General features: G+C 59.3%; 22 protein-coding genes and 1 other annotated feature. Of the genes, 8 read left to right on the top strand and 14 right to left on the bottom strand.

Annotated elements, in window-relative coordinates; genetic code table 11:
• Positions 1-22: 22 nt before the first annotated feature.
• The 9 genes from hisIE to hisL all read right to left on the bottom strand — a co-directional run bounded on the left by hisIE (position 23) and on the right by hisL (position 7,249).
• Positions 23-634 carry a bifunctional phosphoribosyl-AMP cyclohydrolase/phosphoribosyl-ATP diphosphatase HisIE gene (gene hisIE, locus ACR6AS_RS08080; RefSeq protein WP_434161692.1) on the bottom strand — a complete coding sequence of 204 codons (612 nt, stop codon included), beginning with the start codon at positions 632-634 and terminating at the stop codon, positions 23-25.
• Positions 628-1,404: an imidazole glycerol phosphate synthase subunit HisF gene (gene hisF / locus ACR6AS_RS08075; RefSeq protein WP_128084194.1), complete on the bottom strand. Its 777-nt coding sequence runs from the start codon at positions 1,402-1,404 to the stop codon at positions 628-630. Before hisF ends, hisIE begins: the two co-directional genes overlap by 7 nt.
• The gene (hisA, locus tag ACR6AS_RS08070; RefSeq protein WP_434161690.1) at positions 1,386-2,123 is read right to left on the bottom strand and encodes a 1-(5-phosphoribosyl)-5-[(5-phosphoribosylamino)methylideneamino]imidazole-4-carboxamide isomerase; all 738 of its coding nucleotides are present in this window, start codon (positions 2,121-2,123) and stop codon (positions 1,386-1,388) included. Before hisA ends, hisF begins: the two co-directional genes overlap by 19 nt.
• Positions 2,123-2,713: an imidazole glycerol phosphate synthase subunit HisH gene (gene hisH / locus ACR6AS_RS08065; RefSeq protein WP_434161688.1), complete on the bottom strand. Its 591-nt coding sequence runs from the start codon at positions 2,711-2,713 to the stop codon at positions 2,123-2,125. Before hisH ends, hisA begins: the two co-directional genes overlap by 1 nt.
• Complete coding sequence (gene hisB / locus ACR6AS_RS08060) at positions 2,713-3,780, bottom strand: bifunctional histidinol-phosphatase/imidazoleglycerol-phosphate dehydratase HisB (RefSeq protein WP_111142174.1); 1,068 nt, start codon at positions 3,778-3,780, stop codon at positions 2,713-2,715. Before hisB ends, hisH begins: the two co-directional genes overlap by 1 nt.
• The gene (gene hisC / locus ACR6AS_RS08055) at positions 3,777-4,853 is read right to left on the bottom strand and encodes a histidinol-phosphate transaminase (protein WP_111142175.1); all 1,077 of its coding nucleotides are present in this window, start codon (positions 4,851-4,853) and stop codon (positions 3,777-3,779) included. Before hisC ends, hisB begins: the two co-directional genes overlap by 4 nt.
• Complete coding sequence (gene hisD, locus ACR6AS_RS08050; protein ID WP_367395617.1) at positions 4,850-6,154, bottom strand: histidinol dehydrogenase; 1,305 nt, start codon at positions 6,152-6,154, stop codon at positions 4,850-4,852. Before hisD ends, hisC begins: the two co-directional genes overlap by 4 nt.
• Before the next feature lie 3 nt (positions 6,155-6,157).
• Entirely contained in the window at positions 6,158-7,057 is a 900-nt protein-coding gene (gene hisG, locus ACR6AS_RS08045; RefSeq protein WP_111141500.1) for an ATP phosphoribosyltransferase, read from the bottom strand.
• Positions 7,058-7,105: 48 nt separating this feature from the next.
• Positions 7,106-7,226 (bottom strand) — a sequence feature (His leader region).
• The gene (hisL, locus tag ACR6AS_RS08040; protein WP_100396937.1) at positions 7,202-7,249 is read right to left on the bottom strand and encodes a his operon leader peptide; all 48 of its coding nucleotides are present in this window, start codon (positions 7,247-7,249) and stop codon (positions 7,202-7,204) included. It overlaps the preceding feature by 25 nt.
• Before the next feature lie 179 nt (positions 7,250-7,428).
• Here hisL and ACR6AS_RS08035 point away from each other — a divergent pair, with 179 nt between their 5' ends.
• Positions 7,429-8,256: an SDR family oxidoreductase gene (locus tag ACR6AS_RS08035; protein ID WP_434161684.1), complete on the top strand. Its 828-nt coding sequence runs from the start codon at positions 7,429-7,431 to the stop codon at positions 8,254-8,256.
• 159 nt (positions 8,257-8,415) lie between these two features.
• Here the strand turns inward: ACR6AS_RS08035 and ACR6AS_RS08030 are convergent, their stop codons facing one another.
• Genes ACR6AS_RS08030 through puuD form a run of 3 tightly spaced genes read right to left on the bottom strand, consistent with a single transcriptional unit; the run spans position 8,416 to position 11,030 of the window.
• Positions 8,416-9,693 (bottom strand): NAD(P)/FAD-dependent oxidoreductase, encoded by a 1,278-nt coding sequence (locus tag ACR6AS_RS08030; protein ID WP_293771712.1) that lies wholly within the window; start codon positions 9,691-9,693, stop codon positions 8,416-8,418.
• A gap of 19 nt (positions 9,694-9,712) precedes the next feature.
• Positions 9,713-10,270, bottom strand: a complete 558-nt coding sequence (gene puuR, locus ACR6AS_RS08025; protein ID WP_111141494.1) for an HTH-type transcriptional regulator PuuR — start codon at positions 10,268-10,270, stop codon at positions 9,713-9,715.
• Positions 10,263-11,030: a gamma-glutamyl-gamma-aminobutyrate hydrolase gene (gene puuD, locus ACR6AS_RS08020; RefSeq protein ID WP_111141492.1), complete on the bottom strand. Its 768-nt coding sequence runs from the start codon at positions 11,028-11,030 to the stop codon at positions 10,263-10,265. The genes puuR and puuD overlap by 8 nt, the downstream gene beginning before the upstream one ends.
• Before the next feature lie 204 nt (positions 11,031-11,234).
• Here puuD and ACR6AS_RS08015 point away from each other — a divergent pair, with 204 nt between their 5' ends.
• Positions 11,235-12,650 (top strand): glutamine synthetase family protein, encoded by a 1,416-nt coding sequence (locus ACR6AS_RS08015; protein WP_367395615.1) that lies wholly within the window; start codon positions 11,235-11,237, stop codon positions 12,648-12,650.
• Between the two features lie 403 nt (positions 12,651-13,053).
• On the top strand, positions 13,054-14,406 hold the full coding sequence (locus tag ACR6AS_RS08010) for an APC family permease (protein ID WP_111141489.1): 1,353 nt from the start codon (positions 13,054-13,056) through the stop codon (positions 14,404-14,406).
• Positions 14,407-14,498: 92 nt separating this feature from the next.
• On the opposite strand, the gene ygbI is transcribed toward ACR6AS_RS08010, so the two are convergent.
• Positions 14,499-15,260: a DNA-binding transcriptional repressor YgbI gene (gene ygbI, locus ACR6AS_RS08005; protein ID WP_434161681.1), complete on the bottom strand. Its 762-nt coding sequence runs from the start codon at positions 15,258-15,260 to the stop codon at positions 14,499-14,501.
• 267 nt (positions 15,261-15,527) lie between these two features.
• Here ygbI and ltnD point away from each other — a divergent pair, with 267 nt between their 5' ends.
• The 5 genes from ltnD to ACR6AS_RS07980 all read left to right on the top strand — a co-directional run bounded on the left by ltnD (position 15,528) and on the right by ACR6AS_RS07980 (position 20,601).
• Positions 15,528-16,433: an L-threonate dehydrogenase gene (gene ltnD, locus ACR6AS_RS08000; protein WP_111141485.1), complete on the top strand. Its 906-nt coding sequence runs from the start codon at positions 15,528-15,530 to the stop codon at positions 16,431-16,433.
• Positions 16,433-17,695 carry a 3-oxo-tetronate kinase gene (gene otnK, locus ACR6AS_RS07995; RefSeq protein WP_293772115.1) on the top strand — a complete coding sequence of 421 codons (1,263 nt, stop codon included), beginning with the start codon at positions 16,433-16,435 and terminating at the stop codon, positions 17,693-17,695. Before ltnD ends, otnK begins: the two co-directional genes overlap by 1 nt.
• On the top strand, positions 17,688-18,332 hold the full coding sequence (gene otnC, locus ACR6AS_RS07990) for a 3-oxo-tetronate 4-phosphate decarboxylase (RefSeq protein ID WP_111141483.1): 645 nt from the start codon (positions 17,688-17,690) through the stop codon (positions 18,330-18,332). The genes otnK and otnC overlap by 8 nt, the downstream gene beginning before the upstream one ends.
• A complete protein-coding gene (locus tag ACR6AS_RS07985) occupies positions 18,332-19,117 on the top strand; it encodes an HPr family phosphocarrier protein (RefSeq protein WP_293771697.1) in 786 nt (261 codons plus the stop codon). The genes otnC and ACR6AS_RS07985 overlap by 1 nt, the downstream gene beginning before the upstream one ends.
• A 125-nt stretch (positions 19,118-19,242) precedes the next feature.
• Complete coding sequence (locus tag ACR6AS_RS07980; RefSeq protein WP_434161679.1) at positions 19,243-20,601, top strand: GntP family transporter; 1,359 nt, start codon at positions 19,243-19,245, stop codon at positions 20,599-20,601.
• Between the two features lie 67 nt (positions 20,602-20,668).
• Here ACR6AS_RS07980 and sbcB read toward each other — a convergent pair whose 3' ends face one another.
• Positions 20,669-22,096 (bottom strand): exodeoxyribonuclease I, encoded by a 1,428-nt coding sequence (gene sbcB, locus ACR6AS_RS07975; protein ID WP_293771692.1) that lies wholly within the window; start codon positions 22,094-22,096, stop codon positions 20,669-20,671.
• Positions 22,097-22,560: the final 464 nt, after the last annotated feature.

Raw genomic sequence — 22,560 nt, 5'->3', positions numbered from 1 at the left:
TTCTGAGCAGTTTTTTGCATAATTACTGGTGGCGGGCGCGCAGGTTATGGATGACGGCGCTGAAGTCGAGATCCTGATCCTGCAACAGCACCATCAGGTGATAGACCAGATCGGAGGCTTCGTTCGTCAGCTCGTGACGATCGTTGACCGTCGCCGCCAGTGCGGTTTCGACGCCTTCCTCCCCCACTTTCTGGGCGATACGCTTGGTGCCGCTGGCGTACAACCGCGCGGTATAGGAGCTCTCCGGGTCGGCCGTTTTACGCGAAGCCAGCAACTGCTCCAGCTGATAGAGGAAGGTCCACTCCGGCGCGGCGGGTGAGAAGCAGCTGGTGGTGCCGAGATGGCAGGTGGGGCCAATCGGGTTCGCCAGCACCAGCAGGGTGTCATTATCACAGTCAGGCGTGATGCTCACGACCTGCAGAAAGTGACCGGAGGTTTCGCCCTTGGTCCATAAACGGTTTTTGGTGCGAGAGAAAAAGGTGACATTGCCTTCAGCCAGGGTTTTATTCAGCGCCGCCGGGTTCATGTAGCCATGCATCAGCACTTCGCCGGAGACGTTGTGCTGCACGATGACCGGTATCATGCCCCCGGTTTTATCCCAGTCGAGAAGGGCCAGTTGTTGTTCGGTTAGCACGCGCGAATCTCCACTCCGTTGTCGATAAGAAAGCTCTTCAGCTCACCAATATTAATAATCTGTTTGTGGAACACTGACGCGGCTAACGCGCCATCCACGTTTGCCTCAGTAAAGGCGTCGAGGAAGTGCTGCATCGTGCCTGCGCCGCCAGAGGCGATCAGCGGCACCTTGCAGACGTCGCGCATCTTCTTCAGCTGCACCAGGTCATAGCCGTTACGCACGCCATCCTGATTCATCATGTTCAGCACGATCTCACCTGCGCCCAGCTTCTGCACTTCCTGCACCCAATCCAGCGTTTCCCACTGGGTTACGCGGGTACGCGCTTCGTCACCGGTGTACTGATTGACCTGATATTTGCCGCTGGCTTCATCGAACCAGGTATCGATCCCGACCACGATACACTGCACGCCAAAGCGGTCGGCAAGCCGGGTGATCAGCGAGGGATCTGCCAGCGCCGGTGAGTTAATCGAAATCTTATCCGCGCCAAACTCAAGGATACGCGCCGCGTCTTCCGGCGTTTTGATGCCGCCCGCGACGCAGAAGGGGATATCGATCACTTCAGCGACCCGCGATACCCAGCTCTTATCCACGACCCGGCCATCAGAGGAGGCGGTGATATCATAAAAGACCAGCTCGTCGGCACCTTCGGCCGCATAGCGCTGTGCCAGCGGGACGATGTCACCGATGATCTCGTGATTGCGGAACTGTACGCCCTTGACCACCTGACCGTCACGAACGTCAAGACAGGGGATTATCCGTTTTGCCAGCATGCGATCGCCTCCGAAACCGTAAATTTATCTTCCAGCAGCGCGCGTCCGACAATCACGCCCTGCACGCCGCAGCCGCGCAGGGCGGCAATATCGTTGAGGTCGCCAATACCGCCCGATGACTGGAAAGCAATCTCCGGGAAGCGCGCCGTTACTTCCTGATAGAGCGCGACGTTAGAACCGCTCAGGGTGCCGTCGCGGGAAATATCGGTGCAGAGCACATGCTTCAGGCCCATCTGCCGGAAATCGGTGATTACCTCTTCCAGCGTGACACCCGCCGCTTCCTGCCAGCCACTGATCGCCACCTCTTTACGGTTGCTGGCGTCAATACGCACATCCAGCGCCAGCACAATCGCCTCTGCACCAAACTCCGCAAACCAGCGTTTAACCTCATCGGGCTGTTTCACGGCGGTGGAACCCACCACCACGCGGCTCGCACCGGCCGCTAACAGCGCCTCGACGTCGTCACGGCTGCGGATGCCGCCGCCGACCTGCACCGTCACATCAACGCCATCCAGCAGCGTTTTCAGCAGCGCAATCTGCCGTTTTGCCGGATCTTTCGCACCGGTCAAATCCACCAGATGAAGCAGGGTCGCGCCCTGGCTTACATAATCCTGCAGACGCGGCAGCGGATCGCTGCCGTAGTCGCGCTGCTGGCCATAGTCGCCCTGATGCAGACGCACCACTTTGCCATCAATTAAATCTAACGCGGGGATAATCATTACATCTCCAGGAAGTTTTTCAGCAGCTGCGCACCGGCTTTACCCGAACGTTCCGGGTGGAACTGGACGCCAAAGAAGTTATCTTTCTGCACCGCGGCGGTGAAGGCTTCACCGTAGTGGCACTGCGCGATGGTGCTGGCGTTTACCGGCATCGCATAGCTGTGAACAAAGTAGAAGTAGGAACCTTCATCGATGCCACGGAACAGATGATTGCCCGCCTGGGCGGTGATCTGGTTCCAGCCCATGTGCGGCAGGGGCAGGCCGTGCGTATCCATCAGCGAGACTGGCTCATCGATAATGCCCAGCGTCGGCACGCCGCCATTCTCGTCGCTGCCGCGCCCCAGCAGCTGCATACCCAGACAGATCCCCAGCACCGGCTGGGTACAGGCCTTGACCAGGTCGATCAGGTCGCGCTCCTGCAGCTGATTCATCGCCGCCTGCGCGGTGCCCACGCCGGGCAGAAAGAGTTTGTCGGCGCGCAGCACTACATCGGGATCGCGGCTCACTTCCGGGCTGTAGCCCAGACGTTCAATCGCCCATTTCACCGATGAGAGGTTGGCGCATCCGGTATCCATGATCACCACGTTCATCACAGCACTCCTTTTGAGCTCGGCAGGGTATTCCCCTCAACGCGGATCGCCTGACGCAGCGTTCGGCCAAAGGCTTTAAACAGGCTCTCAACACGGTGATGGTCGTTTTTGCCTTTGGTTTTCAGGTGCAGGGTGCTCATCATGGCGTAGGAGAGCGAGCTGAAGAAGTGCTCGACCATCTCGGTGCTGAGATCGCCGACACGCTGATAATTGAACTCGGCTTTAAATTCGATGTGCGGACGGCCGGAGATATCCAGCGCACAGCGGGCCAGACATTCATCCATCGGCAGCACAAAGCCAAAACGACCGATTCCGCGCTTGTCGCCCAGCGCCTTCAGCAGGGCTTCGCCGAGTGCCAGACCGGTATCTTCCACCGTATGGTGATCGTCGATGTAGAGATCGCCTTTGACGTCGATGTGCAGACGGAATCCGCCATGCACGGCGATCTGATCCAGCATGTGGTCGAAGAAGCCGACGCCGGTATTAATTTTGCTGCCACCTTCGCGATCCAGCCAGAGTTCGACCCGGACCTGCGTCTCTTTGGTGTTGCGCTGCACCAGCGCATGGCGGTCGCGCTGGGTCAGACGCTGCTGAATGGTCTGCCAGGTCTGGCCGTCAGCGCCGTAGCGGATGGAGGGGATACCCATGTTCTCCGCCAGCTGTACGTCAGTCAGGCGGTCACCGATAACGTAGCTGTTGCCGGTGTCCAGCGCGCCCTCAGCCAGCCAGGCCTCCACCATCTTCGTTTTCGGCTTGCGGCAGTCGCAGTGATCGTCCGGCATATGCGGACAGATCAGCACATCGTCAAAGGCGATGCCCTGCGACGTCAGAATCTGCATCATCAGATTGTGCGGGCCATCGAAATCGGCCTGCGGGAATCGGGAGGTGCCCAGCCCATCCTGGTTAGTGATCATCACCAGGCGATAACCGGCGGCCTGCAGCGCCAGCAGCGCCGGGATAACGTCTGGCTCAAACGCCAGCTTATCCATACGGTCCACCTGAAAATCTTCAGGTGGCTCAGAAATTAACGTACCGTCGCGGTCGATAAAAAGGGTCTTCTGGCTCATGCTTGCTCCACAGTAAAGGCTTGCAGCGCGGCGATCACTCGCCCGCACTCTTCACGCGTGCCGATGGAGATGCGCAGACATCCCGACAGGCCCGGATTTTTGTTCTGATCACGCAGGATAATGCCCTGATCCCACAAGGTTTTGAAGACTTTCGGTGAATCGGTAAAGCGTGCCAGCACATAGTTGGTTTCGCTGGGGAAAACCTGCACGACGCACTCCAGCTTCGCCAGTTCAGCCAGCAGCCAGCCCCGGTTATCATTCAGCAGCGCCACATGCTCACGCATCAGGGCGATGCCTTGCTCACTCAGGGCCTGACCCGCCACATCGGCCACCGGCGTTGCCAGCGGATAGGGCGCAATCACCTTCATCAGCAGGTCGATCACCGGCTTGTTCGCCAGCGCAAAGCCGCAGCGTAGTCCTGCCAGCGCAAAGGCTTTGGAGAGCGTGCGCAGGATCACCAGGTGCGGATACGCCTTCAGCCAGCCGGTCAGGGTCGCCTGCGGGCAGAATTCGATATAAGCCTCATCTGCCACCACCAGGGCTTTTCCGGCGGTCATCGCCAGCAACTGACGGATGTCATCCTGATTGATCAGGTTGCCGGTGGGGTTGTTCGGGCTGCAGAGGTAAACGACCTTGACGCCATCCAGCTGTTCCGCGATAGCAGGCAGGTTAAGCTGCCAGTCGCTGAGGGCCGGAACGGTACGGTATTCGATGCCGATGGTTTCGGCGCTGACGCTGTACATGCCGTAGGTTGGCGGACAGAACAGAATCGCATCCTGGCCCGGCTCACAGAAGGCGCGCATGATCAGTTCGATCGCCTCATCCGCGCCGCGGCTGACCAGCACCTGCTCCGGCGTTAAGCCTGCGTAGGCGGCGTAACGCTCAATGACCACCTTAGGCTGGCACTCGGGATAGCGGTTCAGCGTCTGCTGCGACAGCTCAAACGGCACCGGCAGCGGAAACTCGTTGGCATTCAGCCACACGTCGCCATTGCCGCCCAGGCGGCGCGCCGACATATAGGGGGTCAGGGCGCGCACATTGGCGCGTGCCAGCTGCTCAATATCCTGACTCATGCTTGCTCCTTGAGTGCGGCAACGCGCAGGGTAACGGCATTTTTATGGGCATCCAGCTGCTCGGCGGCGGCCAGGGTTTCGATAGTAGCAGCCAGATTCAGGAAGCCCTGCGGGGTCAGTTCCTGAACGGTCATGCGCTTCTGAAAATCGGCCAGTCCCAGGCTGGAACAGGTCGAGGTGTAACCGTAGGTCGGTAAAACGTGGTTGGTGCCGGACGCGTAGTCGCCCGCCGATTCCGGTGACCAGTCGCCCAGGAACACCGAACCGGCGCTGGTGATCGCGTCCACCAGATCGCGCGGCTGACGGGTCTGCAGGATCAGGTGCTCCGGGCCGTAGAGATTGGAGATCTCAATGCACTGCTCAAGATCCCGCGCCACGATCAGGCGGCTGCTCTCCAGCGCCTGACGTGCGGTGCTGGCGCGTGAGAGCTGCGCCAGCTGCTGCTCTACTGCCTCCGCCACGGCCTCTGCCAGCGATAAGGAGGGGGTCAGCAGAATGACCTGGGAGTCCGGGCCGTGCTCGGCCTGCGAGAGTAAATCGGAGGCGACAAACGCGGGCGTCGCGCCTTCATCTGCAATCACCAGCACTTCGGACGGTCCGGCCGGCATGTCGATCGCTGCCCCATCCAGGCGCTGACTGACCTGACGTTTCGCCTCGGTCACCCAGGCGTTGCCCGGGCCAAAAATTTTGTCCACGCGCGGCACGCTTTCTGTACCAAACGCCAGTGCGGCGATGGCCTGCGCGCCGCCCACCTGGAACACCTCTTCCACGCCGCAGAGCTGTGCGGCATAGAGGATCTCATCGGCAATCGGCGGCGGCGAACAGAGCACGACACGGCTGCAGCCGGCGATACGCGCCGGGGTAGCCAGCATCAGCACCGTCGAGAAGAGGGGGGCGGAGCCACCCGGAATATAGAGGCCAACCGACTTCACCGGACGGGTAACCTGCTGGCAGCGCACGCCAGGCTGGGTTTCTACATCCACCGGCGGCAGGATCTGCGCGTTGTGGAATGTCTCGATATTTCCCACAGCCACGGCCATCGCCTGCTTCAGTTCATCGCTCAGACGTGCGCTGGCTTCTGCAATCTGCTGCGGGGTAACGCGCAGATTCTCCACCTGGGCTTTATCAAAGCGGGCGCTGAATTCGCGCAGGGCCTTGTCACCGTTCAGCCTGACCTGCTCCAGCACGTTACGCACCGTCAGCGTGACGTTCTCCGACGCGGCGATGGCCGGACGTAACAGCAGCGCCTGCTGCTGTTCGGCAGTGCACGCCTGCCACTCGATAGGGGTAGAAAAGGCCATGGCTTACTCCATCATCTTCTCAATTGGCAGCACCAGAATTGAACTGGCACCCAGCGCTTTCAGTTTTTCCATGGTTTCCCAGAACAGGGTTTCGCTGCTGACCATGTGCATCGCCACGCGGCTGACATCGCCTGCCAGCGGCAGCACGGTCGGACGCTCTGCGCCAGGCAGCAGGCTGATCACCTCTTCCAGACGCTCACTCGGCGCGTGCAGCATGATGTACTTCGATTCACGCGCTTTAATCACGCCCTGAATACGGGTCATCATCTTATCGATCAGCTCCTGCTTGGCGGCAGGCATCTCACCGTCACGCTGGATCAGGACCGCTTTGGAGCGGTAGATCACTTCCACTTCACGCAGGCCGTTGGCTTCCAGCGTCGCACCGGTCGAGACCAGGTCGCAGATGGCGTCAGCCAGCCCGGCGCGGGTCGCGACTTCCACAGAACCATTCAGCATACAGGTTCTGAAGCTGACGCCTTTCTTATCAAGGTACTGTTTCAGCAGGTGCGGGTAGGAGGTGGCGATGCGGGACTTATCCAGGCACTCCGGGCCGGTGTACTCGGCATCGGTCGCCATCGCCAGTGAGAGACGGCAACCGCCGAAGTCCAGGCGGCGCAGCGTAAAGTAGCGGGGATCTTCACCCTGAGCACGACGCGAGAGCAACTCCTCTTCCAGCACGTTCTCACCGATGATGCCTAAATCGACTACACCATCCATCACCAGACCAGGAATATCGTCATCGCGCACACGCAGGATGTCGATGGGCATATTCTCCGCAAACGCAATCAGGCGCTGTTGCTGAAGATTGATTTTAACGCCGCAGCGTGCCAGCAGTTCGCGTGAATCATCACTTAAACGGCCGGATTTCTGCATAGCTATGCGTAAACGGGTGTTATCTAACATGGTTCCTGTCCTCTTAATCCTGTCCTGAATCGCTGGTTACGTCAGCCCATAAAAAAACCCCCGGAAGACGATCTTCCGGGGGTTCTCTTGCGTTCACACCACTGGAAGATCCTGAAAGTCTCCCAGCACCAATCGCCTGAAAGACTAGTCAGGGTGATGGTGGTGATGATGGTTGAACTGAACGCGTGTCATAATAATCTCGTCGATGAATGAGTATTCATTTGTGGGGTTTAACCTAGCGAAGATGGCTGCGCTTGGCAACACTTTTTTAAACATGACGTTCGGAAAGCGCTGAAACAGGTTGTTCCGGTTTGCAATCCGGGCGCAAACTACGGTGAAGTCAGGGTGGATGTTTTACGTCAGGAGTGAACATGAAAAAGGTCGCGATTGTGGGGCTGGGCTGGTTAGGTATGCCGCTGGCCACCGCGTTAACAGCCCGGGGCTGGCAGGTTACCGGCAGCAAAACAACGCCGGACGGGGTGGATGCGGCGCGCCGCTGCGGCATCGAGGCATTTCAGCTGGAGCTGACGCCGGAACTGCAGTGTGATGCTGCAGATATCGAGCCGCTGTTTAACGTGGATGCGCTTATCGTCACGCTACCAGCGAGCCGGACCGCCGAAGGGGGGGAAGCCTATCTGCAGGCGGTGCAGAACGTGGTCGATACGGCGCTGGTCTATAAGGTGCCGCGCATCATCTTTACCAGTTCAACCTCCGTCTATGGCAGCCGGTCAGGGCCTAAGCGGGAAAACAGCCCGCTGGAGCCCGAAACGGTAGCCGGGAAAACCCTGGTCAGGCTGGAAAACTGGCTGCACGATCTGCCGGGTACCAGTGTGGACATTGTGCGCCTGGCCGGTCTGGTCGGGCCTAAGCGTCATCCCGGACGCTTCCTGGCGGGTAAGCAGGGTGTGGCCAACGGCTCGCAGGGCGTGAATCTGGTGCATCTGGATGATGTGGTGGAAGCGATCACGCTGCTGCTGCAATCGCCGAAAGGGGGCCGGATTTACAACCTCTGCGCGCCAGCCCATCCGTCGCGCGACACCTTCTATCCGGCGGTCACGCGCCAGCTGGGCCTGCAGCCGCCGCAGTTTGCGCCTGAGGCGGTGAAGGAGAGCGGCAAGCTGATCGACGGTTCCCGCATCTGTAGCGAACTCGGTTTCGACTATCGCTACGATGACCCGGTGAAGATGCCGCTGGAGTAACAAGGGAGGCCGCACCAGGGCGGGGGCCGTTCGCTCCCGCTTTTTTATGGGCGGGATCCCTGTGACACATAGTTACAACATACTAAATGCCAGGTTACGGCAGGTGCCCCGCCCTAACCTCATAGCCGGGCGGGGCAGGGGTAAGAGTAAGAGCTTGCCTTACACCCCCAGTCGATCCCGCAACGCATACCATACCGCGCCCATCGCGGTCAGCGGCACGCTGAAGCGCCGGCCGCCGGGAAACGGCAGGTGGGGCAGGCGGGCAAAGGCATTGAACCGCTCGGCGTTGCCGCGCAGCAGTTCGCTGATCAGCCTGCCGGAGAGATGGGTGCTGGTCACGCCGTGACCGCTGTCGCCCTGCATAAAATAGACGTTGTTCTCCAGCTGGCCAAACTGCGGCATACGCGACAGCGTCAGCAGGAAATTGCCGCTCCAGCCAAAGTCCAGTTTCACGTTCTGCAGCTGGGGAAAGGTGCGCCGCAGTTTGGGGCGGATCAGGGCTTCGATGTCAGCGGGTTCCCGTGCGCCATAGACGACGCCGCCGCCATAGAGCAGGCGGTTGTCCGCAGTCAGACGGAAATAGTCCAGCAGATAGTTACAATCTTCGACGCAGTAGTTGTTCGGCAGCAGCGACAGCGCCTGATCCGGCGACAGCGGCTCGGTCGCAACAATCTGCGATCCGCAGGGCATGCTTTTCCGGCTCAGTCGCGGTTCCAGATGGGGAGCCAGATAGGCGTTTCCGGCGAAGATCACAAAGGTCGCGCTGACCTCGCCCTGGGCTGTTTTCACGCGGTTGGGGGAGCCATACACTACTTTTGTCGCCGCCGACTGTTCATAGATGCGTCCGCCATGCCGGCGAATCGCTTCGGCTTCACCCAGCGCCAGGTTCAGCGGGTGCAGATGGCCGCCGCGCCGATCCAGCAGTCCACCCGCATAACGATCGGTCGCGACTTCGCGGCGAATAGCGCGTTCATCCAGCAGCTCCAGATCGTGATTGCCATACTGCTGCCACAGCGATTTCTGCTTCTCCAGATGCGCCATCTGACGCGCATTCAGAGCCGCAAAGATGCCGCCAGGCCGGTAATCACAGTCGATAGCGTAACGATCGATGCGATCGCGGATGATCGCCGCCCCTTCAAACATCATATTGCCCAGCATCCGGGCGCTCTCCTTGCCGTAACGCTGCTCAATCACATCCACATCGCGGCTGTAGGAGTTCACCACCTGACCGCCGTTTCGTCCGCTGGCGCCAAAGCCGACCCGCGCCGCCTCCAGCACCACCACGTCGTAACCCACCTCGGTCAGATGAAGCGCCGCCGACAGGCCGGTGAAACCGCCGCCGATAATGCAGACGTCACACTGAATGCTCTCCTGTAATGTTGGCCACGGCGCATGGGGATTGGCGGTCGCTGCGTAATAACTCTCCACGTAATTCATAACAACCTCCAGGAAGCGCCTAAAAATTGGCTGGCGTATGGGCACTGACAATGCGGCAGGGAACTTCAGCCCGATTCGTAAAGCTGTGTGGCAGACCGGTATCGATGACGTAGCTCTCTCCGGCCGTGAGATGAAACTGCTGACCATTAATGACCAGTGTAATTTCGCCCTCCAGCAGCGTGCCGGTCTCTTCACCCGGATGGCGCAGCTTTTCGCCCGTGCTGGCACCGGGCTGATAGGTTTCCAGCAGCATCCCCAGCGTGCGCTGTGTCTTGCCGTTGTCGATCAGCCTGAGCGAAACGCCCTGGCTGCCAATCTCCAGCAGCTCGCTGGCGCGCACAATCACTCTGGGCACAGCGTCCGGTTTTGGTTCCGAAAAGAACTCTGACAGCGACAGCCCGTAGACTTTCAGCAGCTTCTGCAGAGTACTGACGGCCGGGCTGACCTTATCCTGCTCGATGGTGCTGATGGCGCTGTGGGTCAGTCCGGCCAGTTCCGCCACACGCCGCTGCGACAGGCCCAGCGTCTGCCGGATTTGTGCCAGTCGGCGTCCCGGAGCCAGCGTGGCGTCACTCATCCTCTTTTCCTCTGTGATAGTGAAGGGCGGCCTGAATAAAGCCCTGGAACAGCGCCAGGGATCCCGCCGTCTGTTCCGGCTGCCATTCGGGATGCCACTGCACCGCCAGGGCAAAAGGGTGATGGCGCAGGCTCACCGCCTCAATCAGCCCATCCGGCGCGCGCGCTTCAACGCGCAGCTGCGGACCCGGCTCGCGGATACCCTGATGATGGAGTGAGTTAACCTGCAGCGGCTGGTGGCTGTCCAGCAGCGTCGCCAGCAGGCCGTCCGGCTCAATGGCGACCGTATGTGCAGGCGCATACTGTTGATCGAGTGGCTGCGTCTCATCTTCGTGATGCCCCTGCAGGCCCGGCTGTTCGCTGAGCTCCCGCCAGAGCGCGCCGCCGTTCGCCACCACCAGTTCCTGCATCCCGCGGCAGATGCCGAACATCGGCATTTTATGGCTGGTGGCCCAGGTAATCAGCTGAAAGGCGAGACGGTCCCGGCCGGGATCGGCGTGCGGCTCCTCCCCGGCCTCGCCATAATGCCAGGGTTCGATATTGCTGGGACTGCCCGTCAGCAGCAGACCATCCAGCACAGCCATAGCGTTTTCTGATAGATGCGGCGCTGCGAGCAGGCTGTGAGGCAACGCGAGGGGGACGCCGCCCGCCTGGACAAGCGCATCGATATATTTGTTATGAACCGTCTGCGTGGCGTGACCCCCCAGTTCTTTCTGGCACATCACTACGCCAATCAACGGCTTGTCAAAAATAATGCCCATCTCACGTCCTCGCATCGCTGTTCGAAATATCTACCGAAAGGGCACGTCTGGCGGTTAAGTGTGCAATATTTTTTCAATCTAGCAATCCACTGTTTGTTCTTCAAACAGATTTGTTACATTTGCACACTTTTTATGTTGGCGCTATGTTAGTGTTGTGGCCGTTATTTTGAGCATTACGCAAACCTTACAGGGGCGGGTGAGATCATGACTAACCTGGTAGAAGTGGAAGACTTCACGCTTCACAGTGAAGAGAAACGAACCAGCGCGTTCCAGCTTGAGGTGAAAACCTGGCTGGAGCGCCATCCTGACACGCAGTATGTCGATATCCTGTTAAATGATTTAAATGGTGTTTTCCGCGGCAAGCGCATTCCGGTCTCTGCGCTGCCTAAGCTGGAAAAAGGATGTTATTTCCCCGCCTCGGTGTTTGCGATGGATATCCTGGGCAACACGGTGGAAGAAGCGGGACTCGGCCAGTCACTGGGCGAACCTGATAATCTCTGCCTGCCCGTTTCCGGTACCTTAGTTCCCTCCGCGTCTGACCCTCAGCACATTGCGCAACTGCTGCTGACCATGTGTAACCAAGATGGCACTCCCTTTGACGTTGAACCCCGAAATGTCCTGAACCGGCTGTGGCAACAGCTGCGTAACCGCGGGCTGTTTCCGGTGGTAGCGGTAGAGCTGGAGTTCTATCTGGTGGACAAAAAGCGCGATGCGGAAGGCTTTATTCAGCCGCCGTGTTCGCCGGGTAGTGATGAACGCAATATGCAGAGCCAGGTCTATTCAGTCGATAATCTCGACCACTTTGCCGATGTCCTGCGCGATATCGACGACCTGGCGCGACTGCAGGGGATCCCGGCCGATGGTGCGCTGGCGGAAGCCTCGCCCGGACAGTTTGAGATCAACCTGCATCACACACGCGACGTTCTGCGCGCCTGCGACCATGCGGTTCAGCTTAAGCGCCTGATCCGTCAGGTGGCGGAGAACCACGGCATGACCGCCACCTTTATGGCCAAGCCCTATGAGGAGTATGCGGGCAGCGGGATGCATGTGCATATCAGTATGCTGGATGCGGCCGACCATAACGCCTTTGCCTGCGACGACGGCAGTGATTCCCCGCTGATGAAGCGTGCGCTGGCCGGAATGATTGACCTGATGCCCGCCTCGATGGCGCTGCTGGCACCCAACGTCAACGCCTACCGCCGCTTTGTGCCGGATGCCTATGTGCCGTTACAGGCGTCGTGGGGGCATAACAACCGGACCGTTGCGCTGCGGGTCCCCTGTGGCGATATCGACAATCATCGTATCGAGTACCGGGTTGCCGGGGCGGATGCGAACCCCTATCTGGTGGTCTCGGCCATTCTCGCCGGGATGCTGCACGGGCTGGATACCCAGCTGCCGTTGCCGCATCCGGTCACCGGCAACGGTCATCACGCCGAAGGGCTGGCGCTGCCGATCCGTCAGAGCGATGCCCTGTATGAGTTTGACAGCAGCTATCCTTTACAGAAGCTGCTGGGCGAACGTTTTGCCAGTGTCTGGCATAGCTGCAAGAACTATGAACTGATGCAGTTTGAGCGGCTGGTGACGGCAACAGAAATTGACTGGATGCTGAAAAACGCCTGATGCCCCTTTTATGTGCAAAGTGGCTTACTTTTTTTGCATAAGATGCCCCGATGGCTTGAATTTCTGCCACGGGTTAGGGCAGAATACGCGGCCTGCAAAATCAGATGATAACCGTCGCTCTCAGCGCCGGTTATTTTTTTTGCATCCAGTTTTAACAGAGCGTTTTTGCTGACTTAACCGAGGCCGGGCACGCACCCGGATAGATAAACACTGAAAACACGCACATGCGTGAGATTGAGGATTACAAAGATGGGGATGTTTTACACTCTGCCAGCCAATGCTGGCACGCGTTTTCGTGATGACTACGGCGCCGTGTCAACCACCAGCCTGACTCCCTGTCGCTTAATGCGCAGTTGCCCTGTGACCCAGCCCAGCCAGGTTGTCGCACATGGGGGACTGAAGCATGTCGCTTAATACCTCCGCCGCACCACAGCGTGCGCAACTCAAAAAAACACTTACGTTACTTCCGGTCGTCATGATGGGCTTAGCCTACATGCAGCCTATGACCCTGTTCGATACCTTTGGCATCGTTTCCGGGCTGACCGATGGTCACGTCGCCACCGCCTATGCTTTCGCGCTGATTGCGATTCTGTTCACTGCTGTGAGTTACGGTAAGCTGGTACGCCGCTTCCCCTCTGCGGGCTCCGCTTATACCTATGCTCAGAAGGCGATCAGTCCGCACGTCGGCTTTATGGTGGGCTGGTCATCCCTGCTGGACTACCTGTTCATGCCGATGATCAACATCCTGCTGGCGAAAAACTATTTCGAATCGCTGGTGCCGGGTATTCCGTCGTGGATTTTTGTGGTGCTGCTGGTGGGCTTTATGACGCTCTCCAACCTCAAGGGCATCAAAACCGTCGCCAACTTTAACAGCGTGATTGTGGTGTTGCAGGTCGTCGTCATGGTCGGGATCACCGGCATGGTGATCTACGGTGTGGCAAGCGGCGTAGGTTCCGGCACGCTGGTGAGCAGCCGTCCGTTCTGGTCTGAGAATGCCCATGTAGTGCCGATGATTACCGGTGCGACGATACTCTGCTTCTCGTTCCTCGGCTTTGATGGCATCAGCTCGCTGTCGGAAGAGACGAAAGATGCAGAACGCACCATCCCACGCGCCATTTTCCTGACGGCGCTGATTGGCGGTGTGATCTTTATTGCTGCATCCTATTTCCTGCAGCTCTATTTCCCGGACATCACCCGCTTCCAGCACCCGGACTCTTCACAGCCTGAAATCATGCTGTTTGTAGCCGGTAAAGCGTTGCAGGTCGGCATCCTGATCTTCTCGGTGGTCACGGTACTGGCATCCGGTATGGCGGCGCACGCTGGCGTATCGCGTCTGATGTATGTGATGGGTCGTGATGGCGTATTCCCGGAGCGTTTCTTCGGCTATATCCATCCGAAATGGCGTACCCCGTCGCTCAACGTCCTGCTGGTGGGAGCGATTGCCCTGATGGCGATCAACTTCGACCTGGTGACCGCCACGGCGCTGATTAACTTTGGTGCACTGGTCGCGTTTACCTTTGTCAACCTGTCAGTCATCGCGCAGTTCTGGATCCGTGAGAAGCGTAACCGCACGCTGAAAGATCACGTACAGTATCTGCTGCTGCCGCTGCTTGGCGCGCTGACCGTGGGTGCACTGTGGGTGAATCTGGAAGAGAGCTCCATGGAACTGGGCCTGATCTGGGCCGCCATCGGCGTGATCTATCTGGCCTTCGTGACCCGCAGCTTCCGTAATCCGGTGCCGCAGTTCAGCGAATAAGCCTCATCGCGTTGACGTTGCCGCCTTCCTGAAGCCGGGAAGGCGGCGACAGCGACATCAGCTTCCCGCCTCCTGCCACTCCGGCAGCAAACCTAACCCGCCAGCACCAGCTCCCAGCTTCCCGCACTTAACTGCGCCAGCGCCGCTTCGCCCAGTTTTTTGTCGGTCACCACCTGATCAAACGTCTCCATCGGCAGTGCCAGAAACGTCGCAATCCTGTTGTATTTCGAACTGTCACTCAGCAGCACCCGCTTGCTGCTGACGTCGCTGACCGCCTGCTTGACCATCACTTTATCTTCATCCGGCGTAAACAGGCCGCGTGGCCCCCAGCAGGAGGCGGAGATAAACGCAATATCAATGGCCAGATGCCGCAGGCTGCGCGCCGCCGACTCACCCACACAGGAGCGGTTTTCGCGACACACGCTTCCGCCCGTGTGAATCACCCGACACTGACTCGTCTCCATCAGCAGATTCGCCACCATAAAGTCGTTGGTCACCACCAGCAGATCATCGCGATCGACCAGCTCCCTCGCCAGAGCCAGGGTGGTGGTACCCGCATCCAGATAGATGCAGCTGTTACGGGGAATATGGCGTGCTGCGGTCCGGCCAATCGCACGTTTCTCATCATTGAACAGGGCGCTCTTTGTCAGATGTGAGGGTTCAGCCGCCAGACGATCCGCGGTACGCACGCCGCCGGAGACCGACAGCACGGCACCCTGTTCCTCCAGCTTCTGCACGTCGCGGCGAATGGTCATGTGTGACACCCCCAGCCGCTCCGTAAGCTCAGCAATACTGACTACGCCGCGATCGGCCACCAGCGCCAGAATCTGTTGATGACGTTCAACCGGAATCATATCTGCTCCCTGACAATTACCATTTTTTCACATTGTAAGGGATCTGCCGCCCAACCAGAACAGAAAATAACAGCCAGCGTCAGGCTCCACGTTACGGGAAGACCAGCCAGGCAGGCATGTTGCGGTGGACACAGCGATGTTAAAAATTGTTCCACTTCACATCGATGATGTTTTTTTGTGAGGCGAGACACGTTTTTACCGGCAGGAAGCTGGCAGGATTAACACTAACAAACAAATAATCACTTAATTTAACAGAGGAGGCCTGTCGTGCCAGCTGAAAATATCTGTGTTATCGGGTTAGGCTCAATGGGTATGGGTGCCGCCCAATCCTGTCTGCGCGCCGGGCTGAATACCTGGGGCGTAGATCTTAATCCCGCCGCGCTGGAGAGCCTGCGCCAGGCCGGGGCGCGTGATGCGCAATCTTCAGCGTCCGCTTTTGCTGACCAGCTCGATGCCGTTTTGCTGCTGGTGGTCAACGCGCAGCAGGTCAACGCTATTCTGTTCGGCGAGGATGGCCTGGCACCAAAACTGCGCCCCGGCACGGCCGTGATGGTCTCCTCCACGCTCTCCGCCCGGGATGCGCAGCAGATCGAACAGCAGCTGGCGCACTACCAGTTGCTGATGCTGGATGCACCGGTTTCGGGTGGCGCAGCCAAAGCCGCCAGCGGCGAGATGACGGTCATGGCCTCCGGCAGTGACGCCGCCTTTGCAAAACTTCAGCCGGTGCTGGATGCGGTAGCGGCCAGAGTCTACTGCGTCGGCAGTGAGATTGGACTCGGCTCAACGGTGAAAATCATTCATCAGCTGCTGGCCGGGGTGCATATCGCGGTCGGCGCAGAAGCGATGGCGCTAGCGTCCCGCGCCGGTATCCCGCTGGAAACCATGTATGAAGTGGTCACCAATGCGGCGGGCAATTCGTGGATGTTTGAAAACCGCATGAAGCACGTCGTCGATGGCGACTACAGCCCAAAATCGGCTGTCGATATCTTCGTGAAAGATCTTAACCTGGTCGCCGATACTGCGAAGTCACTGCACTTCCCGCTGCCGCTGGCTTCTACCGCGCTCAACATGTTTACCGAAGCCAGCAACGCCGGGTATGGACGCGAAGATGACAGCGCGGTCATTAAAATCTTCAGCGGCATCACGCTGCCGCAGGCCGGGGAGAAAAAGTGATGCGTCTTGGTGTGATAGCAGACGACTTTACCGGAGCAACGGATATCGCCAGCTTCCTGGTACAGAACGGTCTCAGCACGATTCAGTTTAACGGCATTCCCGGCGGAGAAACGGTCACGGAGGCGCAGGCGATTGTGGTCAGCCTGAAGAGCCGTTCCTGCCCGCCGGAACAGGCTGTTGAGCAGTCGCTGGCCGCGCTGACATGGCTGCAGCAGCAGGGCTGCGAACGCTTCTACTTTAAATATTGCTCGACCTTCGACAGCACCGCGCAGGGCAATATCGGTCCGGTGACCGACGCGCTGCTGAAGGCCCTGGGTGAGACGCAGACGGTGATCTGCCCGGCGCTGCCGGTGAACGGACGCACCGTCTATCAGGGCTATCTGTTTGTCGGTGACCAGCTGCTGTCGGAGTCAGGTATGCGGCACCATCCGGTGACGCCGATGCATGACAGCAACCTGCTGCGCGTGATGAGTGCGCAGGCCAGCGGCAAAGCGGGCCTGATTGCGGCCGCGCAGGTTGATCAGGGCGCCGCCTCGGTCCGTCAGGCGCTGGATCGGCTCGCGGAGCAGGGCGTGAACTACGTGGTCACGGACGCGCTGCATCAGGATCACCTGCTGACGTTAGGCGAGGCCGTGCGGGATCTGCGGCTGGTGACCGGTGGCTCCGGTCTGGCGATCGGTCTGGCTCAACAGTGGGCGGGCGGACAAACAGATGCCTGCGCTGAGCAGGCGGGCCGTCCGCAGGGCGAGCGCGCCGTGGTGCTCTCCGGCTCCTGCTCACAGATGACTAACCGTCAGGTCGCCGCCTACCGCCAGCTGGCTCCAGCCTGTGAAGTAGAGATCGCACCCTGTCTGGACGATGCGGATGCCTATGCCCTCCGGCTGTGCGACTGGGTGGAAGCTAACCACCATCAGCCGCTGGCGCCACTGCTGTTTGCCACGGCGGATGCGCAGCAGTTACAGGCGATCCAGCAGCGCTATGGCGCCGCGCGCAGCAGCGAGGCTATTGAACAGCTGTTCGCTGCCGTTACCCGTGAGCTGAAACGGCGGGGCTGGCAGCGCTTTATCGTGGCGGGCGGTGAAACCTCCGGCGTGGTGGCGCAGAGTCTGGGTGTGACGGCCTTTCACATCGGCCCGACGATCTCTCCCGGCGTGCCCTGGGTTCGCGACATTCATCAGCCGCTCTCACTGGCGCTGAAATCGGGCAATTTTGGCGACGAAGCGTTCTTCCGCCGGGCACAAACGGAGTTTACTTATGTCTGAATCAACCTCTTCTGCTGAGCAGCAGGCGCGCGACGAGATGGTGCGTCTGGGTGCCTCTTTCTTTCAGCGCGGCTATGCCACCGGCTCGGCGGGCAATCTGTCGATGTTGCTGGATGACGGCAATCTGCTGGCGACCCCGACCGGCTCCTGCCTGGGAGAGCTGCAGGGCGATCGGCTGTCAAAGGTGACGCCCGAAGGGGAGTGGCTTTCCGGCGATAAGCCCTCCAAAGAGATCGCGTTTCACCGCGCGCTCTATCTGAACAATCCCGACTGCCGGGCGGTGGTGCATCTGCACAGCCACTATCTGACGGCGCTCTCCTGTCTGGAGGGGCTGGATACCACAAACTGCATTCGTCCCTTTACCCCCTATGTGGTGATGCGGGTCGGCGACGTGCCGGTGGTGCCTTACTACAAGCCGGGCGATGAACGACTGGCGGCGGATCTGGCCGCGCTGGCGCCGCACTACCGCGCCTTCCTGCTGGCGAATCATGGTCCTGTGGTCGTGGGGAAATCCCTGCGGGAGGCGGCCGACAATACGGAAGAGCTGGAAGAGACGGCCCGTCTGATATTCACCCTGGGTGACCGTCCGATCCGTTATCTCAACGAAGCCGAAGTGGCTGAGCTAAGGAGCCGATAATGCCGAAGTTTGCTGCTAACCTCTCAACGCAGTTTACCGAGCTGCCCTTTGCTGAACGCTTCGCGGCGGCGGCAGAAGCCGGTTTTACGGCGGTCGAGTTCCTCTTCCCTTACGACTATCCTGCCACGCAGATCAGAGAGTGGCTGGATGAGAACCAGCTGCAACTGGTGCTGTTCAACACCGCACCCGGTAACGTCGCGGCAGGAGAGTGGGGCGTGTCGGCCATCCCCGGACGGGAAGCGGACGCCAGGGCGGATATCGATCGTGCCCTGAGTTACGCGCTGGCGCTGAACTGTCCGCAGGTGCACATCATGGCCGCGACGGTACCGCCTGAAGCCGACCGTCAGCGTTACGTCGACACTTTTATCGCCAACATGCGCTATGCGTCTGAACGCTTTGCGCCGCACGGCATTCATCTGCTGATCGAGGCGCTTAATCCGGTCACCAAACCTGGCTATCTCTATGCCAGCCAGTATCAGACGCTGGAGATGGTTGATCAGATCGATCGGCCCAACGTCTTCACCCAGCTCGACCTGTTTCACGCACAGCGGGTGGATGGCAACCTCAGCCATCTGATTCGCCACTATGCCGGACGCTATCGCCATGTGCAGATCGCTTCGGCACCGGATCGCCATGAGCCGGATGAGGGCGAAATTAACTATCCCTGGCTTTTTGCGCTGCTGGATGAGGTCGGCTACACCGGCTGGGTAGGCTGCGAATATTTTCCGCGCACCACGACCACGGCGGGCCTGGGCTGGTTCGCCCCCTGGCGCACACGCCACTGATCACCCGCAGCGATGCCCCCCCGTTTGTCCGCCAGACGGGGTGAATCGCTGCAGCTTAATGACACCAGTGCTGAATTAAAAAAAACATAACTTACTGAAAATTATAATTAATCAGAGGTCTTCCGATGTCCACTACGCTGCTGTTATCCATCGCGCTGGTCAGCGTGATTCTGCTGTTGTTGCTGGTGATCAAAGCCAAAGTCCATCCCTTTATTGCCTTGCTGATTGCCAGTCTGTTTGTTGCCATCACCACCGGTATTCCGGCCGAAAACATCATGAAAGTGATTCTGGGCGGGATGGGAAGCCTGCTCGGCAGTATTGCCGCCATTATCGTGCTGGGCGCGATACTCGGCGCAATTATTGAAACATCGGGCGGTGCGGACCAGCTGGCGAACCGCTTTGCCCGGCTCTGCGGGCCACAGCGTATGGTCGCTGCGCTGACGACCGTTGCTTTCATCCTGGGGCTGCCGGTATTTTTTGACGTCGGATTTATCATCGTGGTGCCACTGATCTACGGTTTTACCAAAGTGATGCGCGTCTCGCCGCTGAAATTCGGCTTACCGATGGCGGGGATGATGCTGATGGTGCATGTGACGGTGCCGACCCATCCGGGCCCGGCAGCGGCAGCGGGCCTGCTGAATGCGGATCTTGGCTGGCTGATGATGACCGGTATCGCCCTGTCGATCCCCACGGGCATTGTCGGTTACTTCGTGGCGAAAGTGTTAAACCGCAAAAAATATCACCTCTCCGTTCAGGTGCTGGAGCAGCTGCAGCTGACGGAACCCTCCGGCCAGACGACGCCGGACAGCAACAAAGAGGCGCCAGGGGCGCTGCTGATTTCGGGCTTAATCGTTCTGCCGATCCTGCTGATTATGCTCGGGACCCTGCTGCCGCCGCATCTGACCCCAGGCAGCCTGCCGCTGCAGATCCTGACGCTTGTCGGATCACCGGCGGTCGCGCTGCTGACTACGCTGGCGCTCGCCGCCTGGCTGCTGGGACTGCGGCGCGGCTGGACGACCGAGAAGCTGGAGACGCTGTCGAACAACGCTATCTCTACTGCGGCGGGCGTGATTTTAGTCTCAGGAGCCGGGGGGGCGTTTGGCAAGGTGCTGGTGGAGTCGGGCGTCGGTAAAGCACTGGCGGGTTCCCTGCAGACTATTCATCTGCCCCTTATCCCGGCGGCGTTTATTCTCTCGCTGGCACTGCGCGCCTCGCAGGGCTCGGCCACGGTGGCGATTGTGACAACCTGTGGTCTGCTGAGCACGGCCGTAACGGGACTGGGCGAGATGCAACTGGTGCTGGTCGCGCTCTCCGCCTGCTTTGGTGCGCTGGGACTGTCTCACGTCAACGACTCCGGCTTCTGGGTCGTGACGCGCTATCTCGGGCTGTCGGTTGCTGACGGGCTGCGCAGCTGGACGGTACTGACGACATTGATGGGATTGTGCGGTTTTGCGCTGACCTGGGGGGTGTGGACGCTGCTGTAGGTCACGCCATTTCAGCAAGAGACAGTCTGACCCGGCGCAGGTGTCCGGGTCAGTGTGTTTCAGGCGGTCAGGAAACCAGCTCCTGAGCATAAAGATAGAGCGCCTTCAGCTGCCCCAGTTTCTCAGCATCCGCTTCATGCAGGTTAGCCAGCCCCTCCAGCTCCTGCATAAAGGCCTGCACCCGATCGCTGTTAAGCACTTCGCGGCGGTGCTGCAACCAGCGCTGCTGTTCAGCATCATCCAGCGTGCCGGGGAAGTTACGCGCGCGATAGCGGAACAGCAGTTTCGCCACCCGGGCGCTCTCAAAACTCAGATCCAGCGCAGGCAGGTTAGCCGGGGCGGTCTGCCGGATGATGTTCATCCCGGCGCGATCGGCATCACTGAAGAAACCATCATAAAGCTGGGTGTCCACGTCATCTGACGGCGTAAAAGGTTCGGCTTCGGCAAACAGCGTAACCAGTTTTTCCCGCACCTCGGGCTGCTGACGCAGCAGGGCCAGATTATCCAGGCAGTGCTGACGATCGATACCCAGCCGGGCCGCATCCTCCGGCCGCAGCGTACTGGCAGGGGCCAGCACCGGGCACTTGTTGATGTGCACCAGTTTCACCGGCACCGCAGGCAGATCGCCGAGGTCATTTTTCGGGGTGTAAAGGCGCTCGCGCAGCGTGTCGGCATCCAGTTGCAGCAGCGGCGACATATCGCCCGCCAGATCGACCACGATCAACGCATTGCGGTTATCGGGATGCCAGGCCAGCGGCACAATCCAGCTGGTGTTGCCGCGCGCCGCGCCGAACATGCCGGAGACGTGAACCAGCGGTTTCATCTGCGGAATATCGATCAGGTTCATCAGCTTGTTTTTGTTTCGATGAGTAAACAGAAACGAAAACAGCTTTGGCTGCTTCTCTTTAACCAGCTTCGCCATCGCCAGCGTGGCATAGACATCGGACATCGCATCGTGCGCATTTTCATGCGCCACACCGTTGGCTTTGGTCAGATGTTCCAGCCGGAAGCTGGGAAAACCCTCCTCGTTTTCCGGCCAGTTGATGCCTTCCGGACGCAGTGCGTAGCAGGCACGCATAACGTCGAGCAGATCCCAGCGTGAGTTGCCGTTTTGCCAGCTCCAGCCATAGGGATCGAAGAAGTTGCGATAGAAGAGATTACGCGTTACTTCGTCATCGAAACGGACATTGTTGTAGCCCACCACACAGGTCTGCCCGGTGGTGAACAGGGTATGAATACGCTCAGCAAATTCTGCTTCACTGACGCCGCGGCTCATCGCTACCTGCGGCGTAATGCCGGTGATCATGACCGCTTCCGGCTGGGGCAGGTAGTCATCAGGCGGACGGCAGTAGAAGACCTCGGGTTCGCCCACCGGATTGAACTCGCTGTCGGTGCGGAGGCCGGCAAACTGGGCGGGCCGATCCCGCGAGGGGCTGGTGCCAAAGGTTTCATAATCGTGGAAGAGGAAAGTAGGCTCTACGCGGTCGTTATTCAAATTTCATATCCGTTCATTGCGTTCACTGACTTAATGAACAAAGTGCGATAAAACGCCGCTCTGTTCGCTCTGTATCGGGTTACACGCCGCAGGGTGAGTGAGTGTCATTATCTGACGGAAAATTCCGTTGTGCAGTGCCAGTATAGTGGCCCGGGCGGCGTCTGAGGCTATGCCTGTATGGTAAACCAAATTGGGGCGTCACAGAAATATCAGACACGCCGGACGGAGTCTGTGCTTATCCCGCGCCGGGTGTGCCGTTAACACTATCAGCTGACGCACGCGCTACGCACAGAGAGGAATCAGTGCGCTACACGCTAAAACTCACACGGGGGAGAGGGGACACGCGCCAGCATTACCAGCGAACACACGCACAGGCCTGATTCTCAACCCGACGGAAAATTTCATACTTTTTTTCAATTTAATCAAACCTTCACAACGCTTTTGCCGTAAAACGTGCGGCTGTT

This window comes from Pantoea phosphatilytica (genome assembly GCF_051025615.1).
Taxonomy (GTDB): Bacteria; Pseudomonadota; Gammaproteobacteria; order Enterobacterales; family Enterobacteriaceae; genus Pantoea.
The sequence above is the reverse complement of the archived record's forward strand: the minus strand, read 5'-3'. Positions and strand labels throughout refer to the sequence as shown.

Coding starts and splice junctions, on each gene's coding strand:
- hisF (WP_128084194.1), bottom strand. CDS start 1,404: ATGCTGGCAAAACGGATAATCCCCTGTCTTGACGTTCGTGACGGTCAG.
- hisA (WP_434161690.1), bottom strand. CDS start 2,123: ATGATTATCCCCGCGTTAGATTTAATTGATGGCAAAGTGGTGCGTCTG.
- hisH (WP_434161688.1), bottom strand. CDS start 2,713: ATGAACGTGGTGATCATGGATACCGGATGCGCCAACCTCTCATCGGTG.
- hisB (WP_111142174.1), bottom strand. CDS start 3,780: ATGAGCCAGAAGACCCTTTTTATCGACCGCGACGGTACGTTAATTTCT.
- hisC (WP_111142175.1), bottom strand. CDS start 4,853: ATGAGTCAGGATATTGAGCAGCTGGCACGCGCCAATGTGCGCGCCCTG.
- hisD (WP_367395617.1), bottom strand. CDS start 6,154: ATGGCCTTTTCTACCCCTATCGAGTGGCAGGCGTGCACTGCCGAACAG.
- hisG (WP_111141500.1), bottom strand. CDS start 7,057: ATGTTAGATAACACCCGTTTACGCATAGCTATGCAGAAATCCGGCCGT.
- ACR6AS_RS08035 (WP_434161684.1), top strand. CDS start 7,429: ATGAAAAAGGTCGCGATTGTGGGGCTGGGCTGGTTAGGTATGCCGCTG.
- ACR6AS_RS08030 (WP_293771712.1), bottom strand. CDS start 9,693: ATGAATTACGTGGAGAGTTATTACGCAGCGACCGCCAATCCCCATGCG.
- puuR (WP_111141494.1), bottom strand. CDS start 10,270: ATGAGTGACGCCACGCTGGCTCCGGGACGCCGACTGGCACAAATCCGG.
- puuD (WP_111141492.1), bottom strand. CDS start 11,030: ATGGGCATTATTTTTGACAAGCCGTTGATTGGCGTAGTGATGTGCCAG.
- ACR6AS_RS08015 (WP_367395615.1), top strand. CDS start 11,235: ATGACTAACCTGGTAGAAGTGGAAGACTTCACGCTTCACAGTGAAGAG.
- ACR6AS_RS08010 (WP_111141489.1), top strand. CDS start 13,054: ATGTCGCTTAATACCTCCGCCGCACCACAGCGTGCGCAACTCAAAAAA.
- ygbI (WP_434161681.1), bottom strand. CDS start 15,260: ATGATTCCGGTTGAACGTCATCAACAGATTCTGGCGCTGGTGGCCGAT.
- otnK (WP_293772115.1), top strand. CDS start 16,433: ATGCGTCTTGGTGTGATAGCAGACGACTTTACCGGAGCAACGGATATC.
- otnC (WP_111141483.1), top strand. CDS start 17,688: ATGTCTGAATCAACCTCTTCTGCTGAGCAGCAGGCGCGCGACGAGATG.
- ACR6AS_RS07985 (WP_293771697.1), top strand. CDS start 18,332: ATGCCGAAGTTTGCTGCTAACCTCTCAACGCAGTTTACCGAGCTGCCC.
- ACR6AS_RS07980 (WP_434161679.1), top strand. CDS start 19,243: ATGTCCACTACGCTGCTGTTATCCATCGCGCTGGTCAGCGTGATTCTG.